General features: G+C 55.6%; 17 protein-coding genes. 11 read left to right on the top strand and 6 right to left on the bottom strand.

What is annotated here, in order from left to right; all coding sequences use genetic code 11:
• Window positions 1–8: 8 nt before the first annotated feature.
• The 7 genes from ACIQW9_RS13130 (at window position 9) to ACIQW9_RS13100 (ending at window position 6,116) form a co-directional block, all read left to right on the top strand.
• Window positions 9–593: a DUF4390 domain-containing protein gene (locus tag ACIQW9_RS13130; protein ID WP_402337618.1), complete on the top strand. Its 585-nt coding sequence runs from the start codon at window positions 9–11 to the stop codon at window positions 591–593.
• Window positions 590–2,893 carry an ATP-binding protein gene (locus tag ACIQW9_RS13125; RefSeq protein ID WP_402337616.1) on the top strand — a complete coding sequence of 768 codons (2,304 nt, stop codon included), beginning with the start codon at window positions 590–592 and terminating at the stop codon, window positions 2,891–2,893. The genes ACIQW9_RS13130 and ACIQW9_RS13125 overlap by 4 nt, the downstream gene beginning before the upstream one ends.
• Before the next feature lie 61 nt (window positions 2,894–2,954).
• Window positions 2,955–3,668 (top strand): response regulator, encoded by a 714-nt coding sequence (locus ACIQW9_RS13120; RefSeq protein ID WP_402337613.1) that lies wholly within the window; start codon window positions 2,955–2,957, stop codon window positions 3,666–3,668.
• Entirely contained in the window at window positions 3,665–4,030 is a 366-nt protein-coding gene (locus ACIQW9_RS13115) for a GTPase (RefSeq protein ID WP_402337610.1), read from the top strand. Before ACIQW9_RS13120 ends, ACIQW9_RS13115 begins: the two co-directional genes overlap by 4 nt.
• Before the next feature lie 181 nt (window positions 4,031–4,211).
• Window positions 4,212–4,469 carry a DUF3567 domain-containing protein gene (locus tag ACIQW9_RS13110; protein WP_402337607.1) on the top strand — a complete coding sequence of 86 codons (258 nt, stop codon included), beginning with the start codon at window positions 4,212–4,214 and terminating at the stop codon, window positions 4,467–4,469.
• Between the two features lie 116 nt (window positions 4,470–4,585).
• Window positions 4,586–5,302, top strand: coding sequence for a tRNA (guanine(46)-N(7))-methyltransferase TrmB (locus ACIQW9_RS13105; protein WP_402337604.1), 717 nt, complete (start codon window positions 4,586–4,588; stop codon window positions 5,300–5,302).
• Window positions 5,303–5,348: 46 nt separating this feature from the next.
• Window positions 5,349–6,116, top strand: a complete 768-nt coding sequence (locus tag ACIQW9_RS13100) for a class II glutamine amidotransferase (RefSeq protein WP_402337601.1) — start codon at window positions 5,349–5,351, stop codon at window positions 6,114–6,116.
• A 95-nt stretch (window positions 6,117–6,211) separates the two neighbouring features.
• Here the strand turns inward: ACIQW9_RS13100 and metH are convergent, their stop codons facing one another.
• From metH to rocD, 3 genes are all read right to left on the bottom strand, one after another.
• The gene (metH, locus tag ACIQW9_RS13095; RefSeq protein WP_402337598.1) at window positions 6,212–9,988 is read right to left on the bottom strand and encodes a methionine synthase; all 3,777 of its coding nucleotides are present in this window, start codon (window positions 9,986–9,988) and stop codon (window positions 6,212–6,214) included.
• A 173-nt stretch (window positions 9,989–10,161) separates the two neighbouring features.
• Complete coding sequence (locus ACIQW9_RS13090; protein WP_402337595.1) at window positions 10,162–11,046, bottom strand: dimethylarginine dimethylaminohydrolase family protein; 885 nt, start codon at window positions 11,044–11,046, stop codon at window positions 10,162–10,164.
• Window positions 11,043–12,284, bottom strand: a complete 1,242-nt coding sequence (gene rocD, locus ACIQW9_RS13085) for an ornithine--oxo-acid transaminase (protein ID WP_402337592.1) — start codon at window positions 12,282–12,284, stop codon at window positions 11,043–11,045. The genes ACIQW9_RS13090 and rocD overlap by 4 nt, the downstream gene beginning before the upstream one ends.
• A gap of 115 nt (window positions 12,285–12,399) precedes the next feature.
• Between rocD and ACIQW9_RS13080 the strand changes: the two genes are divergently transcribed.
• Window positions 12,400–12,867 carry an Lrp/AsnC family transcriptional regulator gene (locus ACIQW9_RS13080; protein ID WP_402337589.1) on the top strand — a complete coding sequence of 156 codons (468 nt, stop codon included), beginning with the start codon at window positions 12,400–12,402 and terminating at the stop codon, window positions 12,865–12,867.
• Between the two features lie 3 nt (window positions 12,868–12,870).
• Here ACIQW9_RS13080 and ACIQW9_RS13075 read toward each other — a convergent pair whose 3' ends face one another.
• The 3 genes from ACIQW9_RS13075 to def all read right to left on the bottom strand — a co-directional run bounded on the left by ACIQW9_RS13075 (window position 12,871) and on the right by def (window position 14,927).
• Window positions 12,871–13,284 carry a COG3650 family protein gene (locus ACIQW9_RS13075; RefSeq protein WP_402337586.1) on the bottom strand — a complete coding sequence of 138 codons (414 nt, stop codon included), beginning with the start codon at window positions 13,282–13,284 and terminating at the stop codon, window positions 12,871–12,873.
• A 63-nt stretch (window positions 13,285–13,347) separates the two neighbouring features.
• Window positions 13,348–14,301, bottom strand: coding sequence for a methionyl-tRNA formyltransferase (gene fmt / locus ACIQW9_RS13070; RefSeq protein WP_402337583.1), 954 nt, complete (start codon window positions 14,299–14,301; stop codon window positions 13,348–13,350).
• A 95-nt stretch (window positions 14,302–14,396) separates the two neighbouring features.
• Window positions 14,397–14,927 carry a peptide deformylase gene (gene def, locus ACIQW9_RS13065; RefSeq protein ID WP_402337580.1) on the bottom strand — a complete coding sequence of 177 codons (531 nt, stop codon included), beginning with the start codon at window positions 14,925–14,927 and terminating at the stop codon, window positions 14,397–14,399.
• A gap of 175 nt (window positions 14,928–15,102) precedes the next feature.
• On the opposite strand from def, the gene ACIQW9_RS13060 reads away from it, so the two are divergent.
• The 3 genes from ACIQW9_RS13060 to ACIQW9_RS13050 all read left to right on the top strand — a co-directional run bounded on the left by ACIQW9_RS13060 (window position 15,103) and on the right by ACIQW9_RS13050 (window position 18,160).
• A complete protein-coding gene (locus ACIQW9_RS13060; RefSeq protein WP_402337577.1) occupies window positions 15,103–16,200 on the top strand; it encodes a LysM peptidoglycan-binding domain-containing protein in 1,098 nt (365 codons plus the stop codon).
• Between the two features lie 96 nt (window positions 16,201–16,296).
• Window positions 16,297–17,415 (top strand): DNA-processing protein DprA, encoded by a 1,119-nt coding sequence (dprA, locus tag ACIQW9_RS13055; RefSeq protein ID WP_402337574.1) that lies wholly within the window; start codon window positions 16,297–16,299, stop codon window positions 17,413–17,415.
• Between the two features lie 268 nt (window positions 17,416–17,683).
• The gene (locus tag ACIQW9_RS13050; protein ID WP_402337571.1) at window positions 17,684–18,160 is read left to right on the top strand and encodes a DUF494 family protein; all 477 of its coding nucleotides are present in this window, start codon (window positions 17,684–17,686) and stop codon (window positions 18,158–18,160) included.
• Window positions 18,161–18,372: the final 212 nt, after the last annotated feature.

Below are 18,372 nucleotides of genomic sequence, written 5' to 3'. Positions count from 1 at the left end.
TCTCACGCGTGAAACAAAAACTTTTCATTCCTTTCTACTGGTTGTGCACCATCTTGCTGCTGGCGTTCTCGCTGCAGCTGGCTGATGCACGTGCAGCCGATGGCATTGAAATCGAACAAGCGCACCTGGAAGACAGCGCTGAAGGCTACCGGCTCTCCGCCACCTTCGTCTTCAATTTGAACCGCGGACTGGAAGATGCGCTGACGCGCGGCATTCCGCTGTACTTCACGACGGAAATCGAAATCACCAAACCCCGCTGGTACTGGTTTGATTCAAAGGAAATTGTCGACTCGCAAACCATCCGCATCTCGTACAACGTACTGACACGCCAGTATCACGCGGCCATTACCGGTCGTCTGCAACAAAGCTTTCAGACACTGGACGACGCGCTGTCACTGGTACGTCGTCCCAATCGCTGGGTAGTGGCCGACAAAAACGCATTGAAGCCCGGGCAGTCCTATGCCGTTGCAGTACGCATGCAGCTCGACGTCGCCCAGTTGCCGAAACCGTTCCAGGTACACGCGCTCAATAGCAGCGATTGGCGCCTGTCTTCCAACTGGAAGCACTTCATCTATACGGCGGAACCCCAGTGACACGGCTGCTTCGCTATTTACTGGTTGTTGGCGGGGCCGTTATCAGCATCTTGTTGTTTCTGCTCGCTTCCGCATCTGAAAATTCCAATCTGTTTGAACGCAACTATCCGTGGCTGCTGATTCTCAATGCCGTCGTCGCCGCCGCATTGCTGGGTCTGGTTATCCTGTTGCTGATACGTCTGTACAAACGCTACAAGCGTGGCAAGTTCGGTTCCAAACTGATGGCGCGGCTGGTGCTGCTATTCGCCATGATAGGCATCCTGCCGGGTGCAGTGATCTACACAGTGTCCGTGCAATTCGTTTCGCGCTCGATCGAATCGTGGTTTGACGTACGCGTCGAATCCGCACTGGAATCCGGCCTCAACCTCGGCCGCTCCGCACTCGATTCATCGCTCGACGAATTGCGGATCAAGGCGCGCAGCATGGCGCTGGAATTATCAGACGCATCGGAAGCGACCCAGATCACGCAACTGTCGCGTCTGCGCGATCAGAATTCGATGCTGGAAGCGGTCATTGTCAGCAGCAACGGCCAGATGATTGCCAGCTCCGGCTCGCAACTCCGTGCACTGCTGCCCGATCTTCCGACGGCGGCGATGCTGCGTCAGGCGCGTCTGACGCGCGCTTACGCCGTCATCGAGGGCAACACCGATTTCCAGGACAACAGCCCCTCCACCAGCAACGCCAAAACCAATACGATTACCACCTCTGCCGCCAATCCGGGAAACAGCCTGCTGCTGCGCGTGGTCATTGCGATTCCAAATTCCAGCAAGGAATTGTCGCTGCAATCCGAAACGCGTTATCTGCAATTGCTGCAGCCGGTACCGGAACAACTGGCCGCGAATGCAGAAGCATTGCGCGTGGCGTATAGCGAATACCAGGAACGCTATCTCGCACGTACCGGCTTGCGAAAAATTTATATCGTGACACTGACGCTGACCTTGCTGCTGGCAATTTTCGGCGCCATTGCCGGCGCCTTCCTGATCGCCAGCGACCTCGCCAAACCTCTGTTGCTGCTGGCAGAAGGGACCAAGGCTGTCGCGGAAGGCAATCTCTCGCCGCGTCCTATCGTGACCACCTCCGACGAACTCGGCACGCTGACGCAATCCTTCAATACAATGACGCGCCAACTGTCCGATGCGCGCGCCTCGGTAGAGAAAAATCGCGCCGAACTGGAAAACGCCAAAGGCTATCTGGAGTCAGTGCTGGCCAATATGTCGGCCGGTGTGATGGTGCTGGATCGCAATTTCAGACTGGTGACCTGCAACGAATCGGTCGAGCGCATTCTGCAGCATGATTTTGCCCAGCATATCGGCAAACCCTTGCAAGAGATCGATGGCCTGAGTGCATTTGCGCAAGTGATCACGCAATCTTTTTCGGAACAAAGCGCGCAATCTGCCGCTGGCGGCGGTGATATCGGCAATTTGCATTGGCAGCATCAGATCGATGTGCCGCGTCGCATGGGCGGCGCCGAAGCGGAAAACGATATCTCATTGCTGGCGCGCGGTTCGCGCCTGCCGGCTGCCAGGGATAGCGGCTATGTGGTGGTATTCGATGATATTTCCGATGTCATTTCAGCGCAGCGTTCGATCGCCTGGGGTGAAGTCGCGCGACGTCTGGCGCATGAAATCAAGAATCCGCTGACGCCAATCCAACTCTCTGCCGAACGTCTGCAGATGAAACTGGAAGGCAAGCTGAACGAACAGGATGCGCGAATACTGGAGCGCAGTACTACCACCATCGTTAACCAGGTATCGGCAATGCAGCGCATGGTCGATGATTTCCGCGACTACGCAAAAACACCACCCGCCGTATTGTCGCCACTGGATCTGAATGCGTTGATTGAAGAAATTCTGCATCTCTATCAGACAGGCGACGAGCGCGACATCATTCACGCCAGACTGGCGGAAGGATTGCCGCTGATCATGGGCGACGCGACGCAACTGCGTCAGGTCATACACAATCTATTGCAAAATGCGCAGGACGCAGTGATCGATCACATCAAGCAGGAATCAACTGCACGTATTGATATTATTACGGAAGAAATCCATTATAGAAGTTCGGACGGCGCTGTGAACAATGCGGTCCAATTGTCGATTACCGATAACGGCCCCGGCTTCTCGCCGAAAATCCTCGCTCATGCATTTGAGCCTTACATCACATCCAAACCGCGCGGCACTGGTCTGGGGCTTGCCATGGTGAAAAAGATTATTGAGGAACACGGTGGACGTATCGACATCAAAAACCGCACCAGCACAAATGGTGCAAAAGTGGCAATTTTGCTGTTAAAGTTATCCTCCTGACAAAGTCTGGACTACAGGACTTGCAAAAGAGGATGACGATCATGATGAGGGAGGTGAACAGATGGCCAATATTCTAGTTGTTGATGACGAAATGGGAATACGGGAGTTGCTGTCGGAAATCCTGGGAGATGAAGGACATGTCGTAGCAACAGCCGAAAATGCACAGCAGGCGCGCGAACTGCGTGCTGCGGCCAAGCCGGATCTGGTGTTGCTGGATATCTGGATGCCCGATACCGACGGCGTGACGCTGCTCAAGGAATGGCAACGCGATGGCTTGCTGACCATGCCGGTCATCATGATGTCCGGCCACGCAACAATAGACACAGCAGTCGAAGCAACCCGCATAGGCGCGCTCAACTTCCTGGAAAAACCGATCTCGCTGCAAAAACTCTTGAAGGCCGTGCAACAAGGCATCTCGCGCGGACAAGAAGTAAGCCGCGTGGCGTCCATTCCGGTACGTGCACCCATCATCCACAACGATACACATTCGTCCTCGGACAGAAGTCACCAGCCACTGACCGGCATCAGCTACCCGACCAGCGCGCCGGTCTCGCTGATGTCTGCCGATACGCAATTTTTTACCACTTCGTTTGAACTGCCGTTGCGCGAAGCGCGCGATGCATTCGAGCGCGCCTACTTCGAGCATCATCTTGGACAGGAAGGCGGCAGCATGACGCGTGTCGCGGAAAAAACCGGCCTCGAACGCACGCACCTGTATCGCAAGCTCAAACAACTCGGCGTCGAGCCAGGCAAGATCGCAAAAAAAGGCTTATGACTCTGACGTCGCTGGTAACGGGCGGCAGTGCCCGCAAGCGCGAAACTCTCATCCTCGGCCACCTCGCCTCCAACCAGAAAACTGCGATCATCCTGGAAGGCCTGCCCGACGGCCGCAGCGAACTGGATGTTCTGACAGGCAAGCCTCTCCTGACCATCGTGCGTATTGCCCCCGGCTGCATGTGCTGCACCGGCAATATGATCATGCGCGTACATCTGAACCGCATCTTGCGCAGCAAACCTGCGCGCCTGTATATCAGCGTTGCCAACAGCGAACACATAGAGCAATTACGCCTCTTCCTCGCGCAGACACCGTACGACACTTTACTTACACTCACAGACGACATGCGCTGCGCCGCATAGCAAAACAACAATGGCATTTGGACCACATTGTTAATCTTCGTGAGCACAATTCAATATTCTCCGTTACAAGCCGTTACCAAGTTATAGGCTGACAGTTCGCTTCCAGTCTTGAAATTATCCCGATCTGCGCCATGTCTCTATCAGCGCGATGATTTTCATTGCATAGGCAACAGGAGAGTATATGAACGTGATCTACAACAGCGAGCAGTACAGCGTAGTGGAATTCGGCGTCGATGACGACTGCGATGCCCTGCGCTTCGGCGGCTATGAAATCATGGACAAACCGGCAAAACGCGAAATATTCATTGCCGGTGCACTGGCGGAATTATTCCGCCGGGATGTAAAGAATTTGATTGTGACCGAACCCAGCGTAGAGGAAATCGACGACTTTCTCGGCAACTACGATTCATTCATGAGCCAGCCTGTCGCCTTCCACTAAACATATCTCTCTTCTGCGGAAGAGATTGCATTCTTGTGCGCCTGCATTATCATGTTCAATGATTGCAAGCGCATTTTTGCATTTACTCCCTATTCATTTCAGCCGATTTCATCGCGATGCACGCGAATTCCCATCTCATCATCAGTCGCCAGCACGAAGTCCACCAGCAATTGGGCACACGGCTGGCAAAGCATGCAGCACACACATTTCAAAAACCGATCACTGATTACAATCGCGCGGCCTTCCAGCACAGCATGACGGTCTGGCAACAGGCCGGCGCGCAGCCATTGATCCTCGATGCCGCTTGCGGCGTCGGCTTGTCCAGCCTGCATCTGGCCGCACAATTCCCAGATCACTTTGTCATCGGCGTCGATCAATCGGCAGATCGTATTGCGCGCAACACGCACTGGCCGCATCCGATGCCGTCGAATGTCCTGCGTCTGCGCGCTGATCTGGTGGATTACTGGCGGCTGCTTCTGCAAAGCGGGGTACCGCTGGCCCGGCATTACATTCTCTATCCGAATCCCTGGCCGAAGATCGGACATCTGGCGCGCCGCTGGCATGGCCATCCGGTATTTCCCACCATCGTTGCGCTGGGCGGCGTACTGGAATGCCGCAGCAACTGGCGTATTTACGTGGAAGAATTCGCCGCCGCGCTGAAGCAGTTGACGCAGCAGCCCGTTGCCTGCGCAGCCTATGCGCCCGAGCGGACCATCACGCCGTTTGAACAAAAATATCAAGCCTCGGGACATGCGCTCTGGCGTTGCCGGATTGCGCTTGCATCCGAGCGCAGCGCCGAAGCGACAGACGGGCCGGCAGTCGTGCTACTGTAGAGACTATCCTGCCTTAACAGAACAACTACAGTTTCAACGGAAATACATGTGCCAGCTTCTCGGAATGAATTGCAATGTTCCCACCGATATCGTGTTCAGCTTCACTGGCTTTGCAACACGCAGCGGCGGTACTGATGCCCACAATGACGGCTGGGGTATCGCATTTTTTGAGGGTGCCGGCGTACGCCACTTTGTCGATTATCAGGCCGCGATCGCATCGCCTGTTGCCGAGCTGATACGGCGCTTCCCCATCAAATCAAAGAATGTCATCGCCCACATCCGCAAGGCCACGCAAGGCCGCGTCGCACTGGAAAACTGCCACCCTTTTGTACGCGAATTATGGGGCCACTACTTCGTCTTCGCGCATAACGGCGATCTGAAAGATTTCAATCCGGAATTGACCGGCCCGTATAGGCCGGTCGGCAACACCGATAGCGAAGCTGCCTTCTGTTACATCCTGCAGGAACTGCGTCGCCAGTTTGGCGATACCTTGCCGGCGCTGCCACCACTGCGCGCTGCGATTGAAAAACTGTGCACCGAGATCGCCACGCATGGCACTTTCAACATGATGCTGTCGGATGGCTCGGCACTGTTTGCGCATTGCTCGACCAATCTGCATTACATCGTGCGGCAGTTTCCGTTTGCCGAAGCAGTACTGTGCGATGAAGACATGAAAGTGGATTTTTCCGAAGTGACGACGCCGAGCGACCGCGTCGCGATCATCGTCACCGAACCGCTAACCACGAATGAAACATGGACGCAATTCAAACCTGGTGAATTGAAGGTATTCATCGACGGCATGCCTTCGCCTTGAACCCGTGCATTCGATACACATAAAAAAAAGCTGCAGGAATTTTTCTGCAGCTTTTTTATTGATGCGGCGATAGTGCATTGCCGCTCATCACCGGATCAAGACAGGTTAGGCGCCAGCCAGCGTTCGATATCTTCCTGCGAAACGCCGCGTCGCAGCACCATGTCCTTGACCTGATCCTCGCCGATCTTGCCGACCACAAAGTATTTTGCTTCCGGATGGGCGAAGTAAAAACCGGATACCGCCGCACCCGGAAACATCGCAAACGAATCGGTCAGCATCATGCCGATTTCTTCCGCCTGCAAGGTCTTGAACATCTCGGCCTTGACCGTATGTTCCGGACACGCCGGATAACCAGGAGCAGGGCGTATGCCGCGATATTCTTCCTTGATCATCGCTTCATTGCTCAAGGCCTCGTCCGGCACATAACCCCACAAATCGGTGCGCACGCGCTCGTGCAAATGTTCGGCAAACGCTTCCGCCAGACGATCCGCCAGCGACTTCAGCATGATGGAAGAATAATCGTCGTACGCATCTTCAAAGCGTTTCTCGTATTTTTCGATACCCAGCCCTGCAGTCACTGCAAACAGGCCGATGTAATCGGCAATGCCAGACGATTTCGGCGCAATGAAATCAGCCAGACATTGATTCGGACGCTGCACGCCATCGATGATCGGCTTGACCGTTTGCTGGCGCACACCGTAATAGGTGAATGCAACCTGGGTGCGCGTTTCATCGGTGTACACCTCGATGTCGTCATCGTTGACGGTATTTGCCGGCAGCAATGCAATCACGCCGTTGGCGGTCAGCCAGCGACCTTCGATGATTTTCTTCAGCAAGGCCTGGCCTTCGGCAAACACCTTCGTTGCGGCATCGCCCACCACTTCGTCCTCCAAAATCGCAGGGTAGGGGCCGGCCAGATCCCAGGTCTGGAAGAATGGACCCCAATCAATGTATTGCGCAATGGTCGCCAGATCGACATTCTTGAACACGCGGCGGCCAATGAATTTCGGTTTGACCGGCGCATATTTGCCGGTGAATTCCACTTGCATCTTGTTGGCGCGCGCCTGCTCCAGGCTCAACATCGGCAAGGCCTTCTTGTTCGCATGCTGTACGCGTATGCGCTCGTAATCGGTCGCGATATCGGCGATGTACTGATCGCGACTTTCCGGCGTCAGCAGGGATTGTGCAACCGATACCGAACGCGAGGCATCCGGCACGTACACGACCGGGCCATCGTAGTTATGCGCGATCTTGACGGCGGTATGCGCGCGGCTGGTGGTTGCGCCACCGATCAGCAGCGGTGTTTTCAAGCCGCGGAAATATTCGTCGCGCTGCATTTCCTTCGCAACGTAAGCCATTTCTTCCAGCGACGGCGTGATCAATCCAGAGAGGCCGATGATGTCGGCGTTCTCGGCTTTGGCGCGCGCGAGAATTTCCGAACACGGCACCATCACGCCCATGTTGACGACTTCAAAGTTATTGCATTGCAGGACCACCGATACGATGTTCTTGCCAATGTCATGCACGTCACCCTTGACCGTCGCGATGACGATCTTGCCTTTCGGCTTGCTGACGACACCGGTCTGCTCCTGCAGCAGACGTTTTTCTTCCTCGATGAACGGGATCAGATGCGCAACCGCCTGCTTCATCACGCGCGCCGATTTCACCACCTGCGGCAAAAACATTTTGCCCTGACCGAACAGATCGCCGACGATGTTCATGCCATCCATCAACGGGCCTTCGATCACGTGAATAGGCCGGCCGCCATTGCCCAGCAATTCCTGTCGCGCTTCTTCAGTGTCTTCAACGATCCATTGCGTGATGCCTTGCACCAGCGCATGCGCCAGACGCTGCTGCACGGTGCCGCTGCGCCATTCCAGCGTGGCTTCTTCCTTCTTGTCGTCAGCCTTTAGCGTGGAGGCCATCTCAATCATGCGCTCGGTCGCATCTTCACGACGATTCAGCACCACGTCTTCGACGCACTCGCGCAACTCGGCGGACAGATTGTCGTACACGCCGACCATACCGGCGTTGACGATACCCATCGTCATGCCGGCCTTGATTGCGTGATACAGGAATACCGTATGGATCGCTTCGCGTGCCGGATCGTTGCCACGGAACGAGAAACTGACGTTGGATACACCGCCGCTGATTTTTGCGTATGGCAGGTTTTCCTTGATCCAGCGCACCGAGTTGATGAAATCAACCGCGTAATTATTGTGCTCTTCGATACCGGTCGCAATCGCGAAAATATTCGGATCGAAAATGATGTCTTCCGGCGGGAAATCAACTTCATTGACCAGCAGCCAATATGCGCGTTCGCAAATTTCTATCTTGCGCTCGAAGGTGTCGGCCTGGCCTTTTTCATCGAAGGCCATCACGATCACGGCCGCGCCATAACGACGGCACAACTTCGCATCGTGCAGGAATTTTTCTTCGCCTTCCTTCATCGAAATCGAGTTGACGATCGCCTTGCCCTGCACGCATTTCAAGCCTGCTTCAATGACCGACCATTTCGACGAATCGATCATGATAGGCACGCGTGCGATGTCCGGCTCGGACGCCACCGAATTCAGGAAGCGCGTCATCGCTGCCTCCGAATCGAGCATCGCCTCATCCATATTGATATCGATGATCTGCGCGCCGTTTTCCACCTGTTGTCGCGCAACGGTCAGCGCTTCATCGTATTTTTCATTGATGATCAGGCGCGCAAATGCTTTGGAGCCGGTGACGTTGGTACGTTCGCCGACGTTCACAAACAGGGAGCTGTCATCGATGATGAAGGGTTCCAGGCCCGACAGTTTCATCGTTGGTTCTATCGTGGGCACGATGCGCGGCGCAATATTCGCGACCGTATCGGCAATCGCCTTGATGTGATCCGGCGTGGTGCCGCAGCAACCGCCGGCAATATTGACGAAACCGCTTTCGGCAAAATCCTTCAGCAAGGATGAGGTCACATCCGGCGTCTCGTCGAAACCGGTATCGCTCATCGGATTAGGCAAACCGGCGTTCGGATAAATACATACGAAGGTATCGGCGATCTTCGACAATTCTTCCGCGTACGGACGCATCAGCGCCGCACCGAGTGCGCAGTTCAAACCCACCGTCAGCGGTCTGGCATGGCGAATCGAATGCCAGAATGCCGGCACCGTTTGACCGGACAGAATGCGGCCCGATGCATCGGTAACAGTGCCCGATATCATGATGGGCAAGCGTTTGCCAGACTCTTCAAAATAAGTGTCGATCGCAAACAAGGCCGCTTTGCAATTGAGCGTATCGAAAATGGTTTCGACCAGCAGCACGTCGGCACCGCCTTCCACCAGGCCGCGCGTCTGTTCCAGATACGAAGCGACCAACTGATCGAAGGTAACGTTGCGTGCGGCCGGATCGTTGACGTCCGGCGAGATCGATGCGGTCTTCGGTGTCGGTCCGAGTGCGCCAGCGACAAAGCGCGGCTTGTCCGGCGTCGAATACTTGTCGCAGGCAGCGCGCGCCAGACGCGCCGATGCCACGTTCATTTCATAGGCCAGATGACCCATGTTGTAATCGTCTTGTGCGACGGTGGTGGCACCGAAGGTATTACTCTCAATCAGATCAGCGCCGGCGGCCAGATATTTTTCATGGATTTCGCTGATGATATGCGGCTGAGTCAGCGACAGCAGTTCGTTGTTACCCTTGACGAACAGTTCACGCCCGGCCGGCACATGCACGCCAGCGGCAGCCAGATCGGCGAAACGCGTGCCGCGATAATCTTCTTCCGTCAGCTTGTATTGCTGAATCATGGTTCCCATCGCGCCATCCAGAATCAGGATGCGGCGTGCCATCAGGTCACGCAGGAGGACTTCGGTAGGGCAGAGAGCGTCGCGTTTCATCGTCAAGTCTTTATCTATTCATTATCGGTGCAGCTACATAAAAGCAAAAACCCGGACACAGGCCGCGCCGGGTTAAACAAGTATGAAATCCAGGTGAAATTATACGTTAAACCCCTCTGCCCTTAGCCTCTTCTTATCCTTTTCACAACACATGCAGGCCTGACTGCCAGCCACTACATCGCTGGCACCGATTCGGCCAATTTTCCATCTGCCGCATGTTTTGACTTGGGCCTTTGCGGCTCATTCATTTTCAGGGTCAGGCATTTGGCTGCACCACCGGCTTTCATAAACTCTGTCAAGGCTATTTGATGCACGTTAAAACCCCAACGTTCCAGTTGCATGCACAAGGCCGGTGAAACCTGGTTGAGGAATACATGCTGGCCGCTATTGACTGCATTACAGCCGAAGTTAAGTGCATCTGCCTGCGATACGGCAAAGCGTTTTTGCGCGGGCACGCGTGCAGCAATGTGCGCTTGTGCTGCTGCATCGAAGGCATCGGGGTAATACAGCAAATATCCGCCTTGCAATGGACAGAAACAGGTATCCAGATGGTAAAAGCGCGGATCAGCCAACTTTAAAGACTGCACTTCAATATTCAGCATTTCGCTTATCAGAGGCGCGCACGCCACATCCGAACGATGGCCGTGCCCAAACCACAGTAGATCGCTGCCTCGATCCAGCAGAGCGTCGCCGGCACCTTCAAACGGCAATGCATGCGGCATGTGCAACACACTCAAGCCATGCGCAGCGAACCATGCGGCAAAGTGTGCTTCTTCAGGCTTGCGCTCAACATGGCGGAAGTTCGACAAAATCACATTGTCTCCAAGCACCAAACCGCCATTTGCAGTGAAGACCATATCCGGCACACCAGCCGCCGATGGCATGCACTCGACTTGCGCCACCTCTTGCAAGGCATGCATCAGCGCCTGCCATTGGTCTTGTGCGTTTGCGCGATTGCCACGCGCAACATTCCCCTCCATCCAGGGATTGATGATATAGGAAACTTCAAAGTACTCAGGTGCGCACATCAGAAAAGTATCGAGATGCTTGTTCATCATGTGCAATCCTCCATATGTGGCGCGGCCAAAGTGGCGAAAACATGTTCGATGATGCGCAGCGCCGCATCGATTTCTGCTGCACTGATAATCAGCGGCGGTGCAAAACGCACGACGGTGTCATGCGTTTCTTTCGACAGCAGGCCGTTCTCCATCAGTCGTTCGCAAAAGCGGCGCGCTGAAATAATTGCCGGATCAAGCTCCAGTCCTATCAGCAAACCCTTGCCGCGCACGTTGCGTATCGCCGGATGCCGTATCGCGTGCAAACCGTCAAGCAAGCGTTGTCCCCGTTGCCGTGCCGCTGCAATCAACTCGCCATCGCGCAGCAAGGACAGTGCAGCATGGCCGACTGCGGCGGCCAAAGGATTGCCGCCGAAAGTACTGCCGTGGTCGCCCGGCGTGAATACATCCATCACATCGCGCCGCGCCAGGAATGCAGAAACCGGCAACAAACCGCCGCCCAGAGCCTTGCCTAGTATCAAACCATCCGGCCTGACTCCCTCATGGTCGCAGGCCAGCAAACGTCCGGTACGCCCCAATCCGGTTTGCACTTCATCACAGATCAGCAAGACATTGTGGCGCGTACAAATCTCGCGACATTGCGCCAAATAGCCATCCGGCGGCACGATGATGCCGCCTTCGCCCTGAATCGGCTCCACCAGAAAGGCTGCCGTGCGCGGCGTGATCGCCGCTTCCAGCGCCGCCGCATCGCCGAAAGGTATCGTCACGAAGCCGCCATCAAACGGCCCGAAGCCATCGCGGTACTGCGCCTCGGAAGAAAAGCCGACGATGGTCGTCGTGCGTCCGGCAAAGTTGCCGTGGCAAACGATGATTTCGGCTTGTTGGTCGGGAATACCCTTGACCCTGTAACCCCATTTGCGCGCCGCTTTCAAGGCAGTTTCCACCGCTTCGGTGCCGCTATTCATAGGTAGCGCTTGCGGCATGCCTGTCATCTCGCATAGCAGTTGCAGGAACGGTCCCAGTTGATCGGTATAAAACGCGCGCGAAGTGACGACCAGTTGGCCAGCCTGATGCGTCAGGGCGGCGACCAGGGCAGGATGGCTATGGCCAAAGCTGACGGCCGAATAAGCGGACATCATGTCCATATAGCGCTTGCCGTTTTCATCCCACAGCCAGATGCCCTTGCCTTTGCTCAGTACGACAGGCAGAGGCTGATAGTTGTGCGCGCAGTAGCGATCTTCCAATGCGATGCGATGGCTGCCCACGATAGCGCTCCTCATAGAAAACGATACCAATTCACCCTTACATGGTAAGTCCAATGCAAAGAAATATTTCTGCGTTATTAAACATGCTTTAGGTATAAAGTGAACGAATCGTGCGCATAAAGAGGGGTTCATGGAGAAATTCGACCGCTACGATCGCATCCTGCTGCAAACCCTGCAAAACAAGGGTCGCGCCTCCAATGTGGAATTATCCGAGCGCGTCAATTTATCGCCGCCACAATGCTATAGACGGGTGCAGCGATTGGAACAGGAAGGTGTGATCCGGGGCTATGTTGCGCAAGTCAATGCCGCAGCGCTCGGGCTAGGCGTCACCGCTTTTGTGAGCCTGAATATTGCACGTGAACAGTTCAAGCAGGTGCGCGAACTGGAACAGGCGATCCGGCAGTTCCCGGAAATCCTAGAGTGTTACACCATCTCCGGCGACTTCGACTATCTACTGAAAGTCGTCGCCACCGATTTGAAATCACTATCATCCTTTTTAACGGACAGGCTGATGCAAGTACCTGGCGTGGCTGGTGTGCGCTCCATGGTGTGCCTGGAAGAAATCAAGCCATCCAGTCCCTTGCCTTTGCCGGATTAAGCTTTATTCCGGCAAGCTGCCACGCTCACCGCAGCCTTGCAGCTTGCGTCCGTCTATGGTGACTTCTGCCGTCCATGGATATTCAGCACCAGACATGTCGTTGAAACAGGTCTTGTGCATCATCCTGATTTGTATCGATGAAGTTGCATTCTTTGCGTTGAAAGTGCGCGTCGTGCCATCGCTGTCAAACACACGATAGGAAAAATATTCCGCATCCTCGCCAAGGTTTTCAAAACGCAGCTTGCCTGCGTCTGCAGTGAAATGCCAGAACGGCTCGTTGCCGTGCGCCCACCAGATCACCACACTGGCCATCTGCGTATTTCTTTCCGGTGGTGGCTCTGCGGTGTTCTGCCTGATCGCATCCGTGCCCTGACAGGCGGATAAAAACAGCGCCAGCAAAACAAGCATCCATTTCATCGCGTCTCCTGTTGAATGAGGCAGGCACACTGCGCCTGCCAGGAAAGCGGGCATCCGCCCCGCTTATTGAAAGCGCTGCGCTTCCAGCGCAAAGCCCTTGATGAATTCTGCCGCCGGCAAGCGCTTGCCGCCCGGCTTTTGCAATTCAGTCACACGCAAGGCGCCGTCGCCGCAGGCAATCACCACGCCGTCCTGCGCATTGGCCGAGATGACCTGGCCGGCTTGCCACTGACTGGAAGATTCCAGTGCCTCCGCCTGCCAGAACTTGACCGGCGTGCCATTGCATATTCCCATGGCGCCGGGAAAGGGATTAAACGCACGTATCTTGCGCGCCAGTTCCTGTGCCGATTGCTTGAGATCCAGCGTGGCTTCTTCCTTCGCAATTTTAGCTGCGTAGTTAGCGCCCGCTTCAGGTTGCGGCGTTGCTGTCAGCTCGCCTTTTTCCAGTTTGCGCAAGGCATCAACAATCATTGCGCCGCCCAGTCGGGCCAGCTTGTCGTGCAGGCTGGCCGTCGTATCGTCGGCAGCAATCGGCAAACTTTCCATCAGCAGCATCGGGCCGGTATCCAGACCCAGCTCCATCTGCATGATGGTGATACCGGTTTTCTCGTCGCCAACTTCAATCGCTCTGTGAATCGGCGCCGCACCACGCCAGCGCGGCAGCAATGAGGCGTGAATATTCAGGCAGCCCAGCGGCGGAATATCCAGCACGGATTGCGGCAGGATCAAACCATACGCTGCCACCACCATCACATCGTGCGGCGTTGCGCGCAGCAAGTCGTGCGCCTCTTGTGCCACATCGGGATATTTTCCATCCAGCCGCAAGGAGATCGGTTGCGCCACCGGGATGTCGTGCGCCAGCGCAAACTGCTTGACGGCCGAAGCCTGCAATTGCATGCCGCGTCCAGCCGGACGATCGGGTTGCGTCAGGACAAGCGGAATTTCGAAGCCCGCCGCGTGCAGGGCCGCCAGAGCAACCGCCGCAAATTCCGGCGTACCGGCAAAAATGATTTTCATGGAGGGATTGTAGTACGGCAGGCGCAGAATGAGAAACCATGCGCTTGCCGGTTTGGCGGGTGCTCGCCCTGTGAGAGCGAGCCGCGGTTACATCATCAGTGCTGCGCCACCTTGTTGTGACGACTCAGCTCACGCTCTTCTTTCAGCATCTTGGTCTTGATGCGATTGCGTTTCAGCGGTGACAGATATTCGACGAATACCTTGCCTTTCAGATGATCCATTTCGTGCTGGATACATACAGCCAGCAAGCCTTCGGCTTCCAGCTCGAACTGTTTGCCGTCCGCATCGTAGGCGCGCACCTTCACTTTTGCATGCCGCTCGACGCCATCGTAGACGCCGGGTACGGACAGGCAGCCCTCATCATAAATCTGCATTTCCGGGCTGACCCAGATCAGCTCGGGATTGATGTAGGCGCGCAGTTCGGTGTGCGTTTCCGAGGTATCGATGACGATCACCTGTTCATGCACATCGACTTGCGATGCAGCCAGGCCAACGCCCGGCGCGTCGTACATGGTTTCCGCCATATCGGCGACCAGCGTCTTGATGCGTGCGTCAAAGGTGGTGACCGGCTTGGCAATTTTATGCAGCCGTGAATCGGGATAACGCAGGATATTTAATATAGACATACGGCTTTTGCGCAACAAGGCGGCAGGTTAATGGCGTGGTTTTCTTGCTACTTCAAGGATTTATGTGCAGAATTTGATTCAATTTAGCAAGTTTTTTCACGAATGTATTATTTCACTCATAACATGCAGCAGCACAGTAATGGCGTCACAATTGGTCAAGCTCACCGGACAAACCATGAAAAATTTTAGCACAGCTGCACTCTTCCTTGCTCTTGCCTCAGTCGTTTTACCTGCAACCACCTTCGCCGAAGCGCCTGCCAAAACAGTGGCCGGCAATGCGCGCTGCGCATTTTTGCCGAATGCTCCCGATCAACATGTGGTCGTGCGCGGCGATACGCTATGGGGCATTTCCGGGAAATTTCTGCAGCACCCATGGTGCTGGCCGCAAGTATGGGACATGAACCGCGAACAAATCCGCAACCCGCACTGGATTTATCCGGGCCAAACCGTTTATTTTGACCGTGTTGCCGGCAAATTACGTCTCGGAAGAGGCCCTGGCGACAACGGCGGCGTGCCTACCGTACGCCTGTCGCCGCAAGTACGCTCGACAGCGGCCGGCTCGAATGCCATTGCCACCATCCCCCTGTCGGCGATTGAGCAATTCCTGACCAAACCCCTGATCGTCGGTGAAACCGAACTCAATAGCGCGCCGCGTATCGTCGCCACGCAAGAGGGCCACGTCTTCCTCGCCAGCGGCGATAAAGCCTATGTCCGCGGCGATCTGAACGGCCGCACCGAATTCGAGGCCTTCCGCCCCGGCAAACCGCTGACCGATCCTGCCAGCAAAAAAATCATCGGTTATGAAGCCGTGTATCTGGGCACCTTGAAACTGCAACGCCTGAGCAAACTCGACAACGAGCCGCATACGATGATCGTGACCAATGCCAAGGAAGAGATGGGCGTGCGCGACCGTTTGCTTCCGGTAGAGCCGGCGCCCTTCATCAATTACATGCCGCATGCACCGGAACAAGCGGTGAATGCGCAAATCGTGTCGGTGTATGGCGGCGTCTCGCAAGCGGGGCAGAACCAGATCGTTTCCATCAATCGCGGCAGCAAGGATGGCGTCGATATCGGTGCCGTACTCGAACTGCAGCGCCTGGGCAAACTGGTGCCGGATCGCACCGAGGGCAATGGCCGCGGTCTGATCAAGCTGCCAGATGAAGCCTACGGCAATCTGTTGATCTTCCGCGTCTTCGACAACATTTCCTACGGTCTGGTGATGCAGGTGACCGATACAGTGCAAGTTGCCGACGTCGCCAAATCGCCCGAATAAGCCGGCGAACTGACACCTCTCCATCCTGACGCGCCACATCATGCACTTGCCAGGTGCGCGTCAGGGGTTGCATCCCTCCCTGTTACTGCTCTTTTAATGCCAGCCCCGGACGATCTTGCAAGCTGGTTGCGGCTGGAACAGACGCCCGGCGTCGGCCCCGATACCGCGCGCAAATTACTCGGCGCCTTCGGCCTGCCGGAAAATATCTTCGCAGCGAATTTCCCCGCACTCCAACAAGTCGTACCCGAGCGCATCGCGCATGCCTTGCTCGCGCTGCCAGCCGAAAACTTGCGTGCATTAATCGACGCCACGCACAAATGGGCGGCGCAAACCGGCAATCATGTGCTGACGCTGGCTGATGCCGACTATCCGCCGGCTCTGCTGGAGATTTCCGATCCGCCCATACTGCTCTACGCAAAAGGCCGTCTCGATTTATTGTCGCGCCCTGCGCTGGCGGTAGTCGGCAGCCGCAATGCCACGACGCAAGGCATAGTCAATGCAGAAAAATTTTCCGAAGCCTTAAGCCTGGCCGGTTTGAGCATCGTCTCCGGCATGGCCCTGGGCATAGACACAGCGGCGCATCGTGGCGGTTTGCTCGCAGTCACGCAAACGCCGCATGCAGGCTCCACCATCGCCGTCATCGGCACCGGTGCCGATATCGTTTACCCGGCGCGCAATCGTGCGCTTGCACATCAGATCGCCGAAGCCGGCTGCATCCTCAGCGAATATCCGCTCGGCATGCCCGCCATCGCCGCCAACTTCCCGCGCCGCAATCGCATCATCAGCGGTCTGGCGCGCGGCGTGCTGGTGGTGGAAGCAGCCCTGCAATCCGGTTCGCTGATCACCGCCCGCATGGCGGCCGAACAGGGGCGCGACATGTTTGCCATTCCCGGCTCCATCCATTCGCCCCTGTCGAAAGGCTGTCACCTGCTGATCAAGCAGGGCGCCAAACTGGTGGAAACGGCGCAGGATATTCTGGAAGAACTGCAATACGCATCGCCTGCAGCAAACGCAGCGAGCAAATCCATCGCGCCTGCGCTGGACGCACAAGCGCAACAGGTATTGCAGGCGCTCGGTTTCGATCCGGTGGATGCAGATACGCTGGCGGCACGTTGCCAACTCGACATGGCAACACTGCATGCGCAATTGCTGGCGCTGGAGTTAAGCGATCAGCTTGAGATATTGCCCGGCGCCTTATACCGACGCCTGGATTGAATCTGCCAGAAATGCGACTGCAACAACAAGGTCGCATCATTCCAGTTTGATATCTCACTTTGACATCATGTAGCAGCAACAAAATTTCCTTCCCCTGTTGGCCTCATCATTTTTAGGGTATCCTTGAACCAAGTAAGCGCTGTCTTTGATCTGCCGCTGTCGTAACACCTCTTTGTATGTCCTATTGTGTAAAGAGAGTGATTCATACGCATCCGATCCTGACGATATTCAACAAATATCGTCTTAACCCAAGCGCTACGGTGATGCCATGTTTGATGTCTTAGTCTATCTTTATGAAACCTACTACCGGCCCGATGCCTGCCCGGATTCGGACGCGCTGGTAAAAAAATTATCCGCTGTCGGCTTTGAGGAAGAAGAAATCGTCAAGGCGCTCGGCTGGCTGACTGCACTGGCTGAAACCACCAACGAACTTTCCGACTCATACCCGCACCAGACCGCATTCTCGTTCGGCACACGCATTTACGTATCGCAAGAGACGGATGTGCTCGGCACGCCAGCAGTCGGTTTCATCCAGTTCCTCGAAGCGGCCAAGCTGATCAATCCCATCCAGCGCGAAATCGTGATCGAACGCGCACTGGCCGCCGGCGAGACGCCGATTTCGCTCGACAAGCTCAAGGTCATCGTGCTGATGGTGCTATGGAGCCAGGGCAAGGAACCGGACGGTTTGATCTTCGACGAGCTGTTTCTCGACGACGACGATGCCGCACCGCGGATGCTGCACTAATAATAAGTAGGCCTACAGCATGTCCGTGCGCAGCGGACATGCTTCTTCAGCAACACTTCCCGATTTCTTTTTTCATATCTCTTAGTGTCCTGCTTGCGGATTTCGCCGCAACGCGCTTATCATTGGCCGCTTGACGCCTATGCAACTCTTATATTAGCGCGGGTCTTCCTTGAAAAAAGCCGCCTGCGCCATAAGCTGTATGCCTCAACCTG

Source organism: Herminiimonas sp. NPDC097707 (assembly GCF_044761395.1).
Lineage (GTDB): Bacteria > Pseudomonadota > Gammaproteobacteria > Burkholderiales > Burkholderiaceae_D > Oxalicibacterium.
Note: the sequence above shows the minus strand (reverse complement) of the source record. Positions and strands in the feature narration are given on the sequence as shown.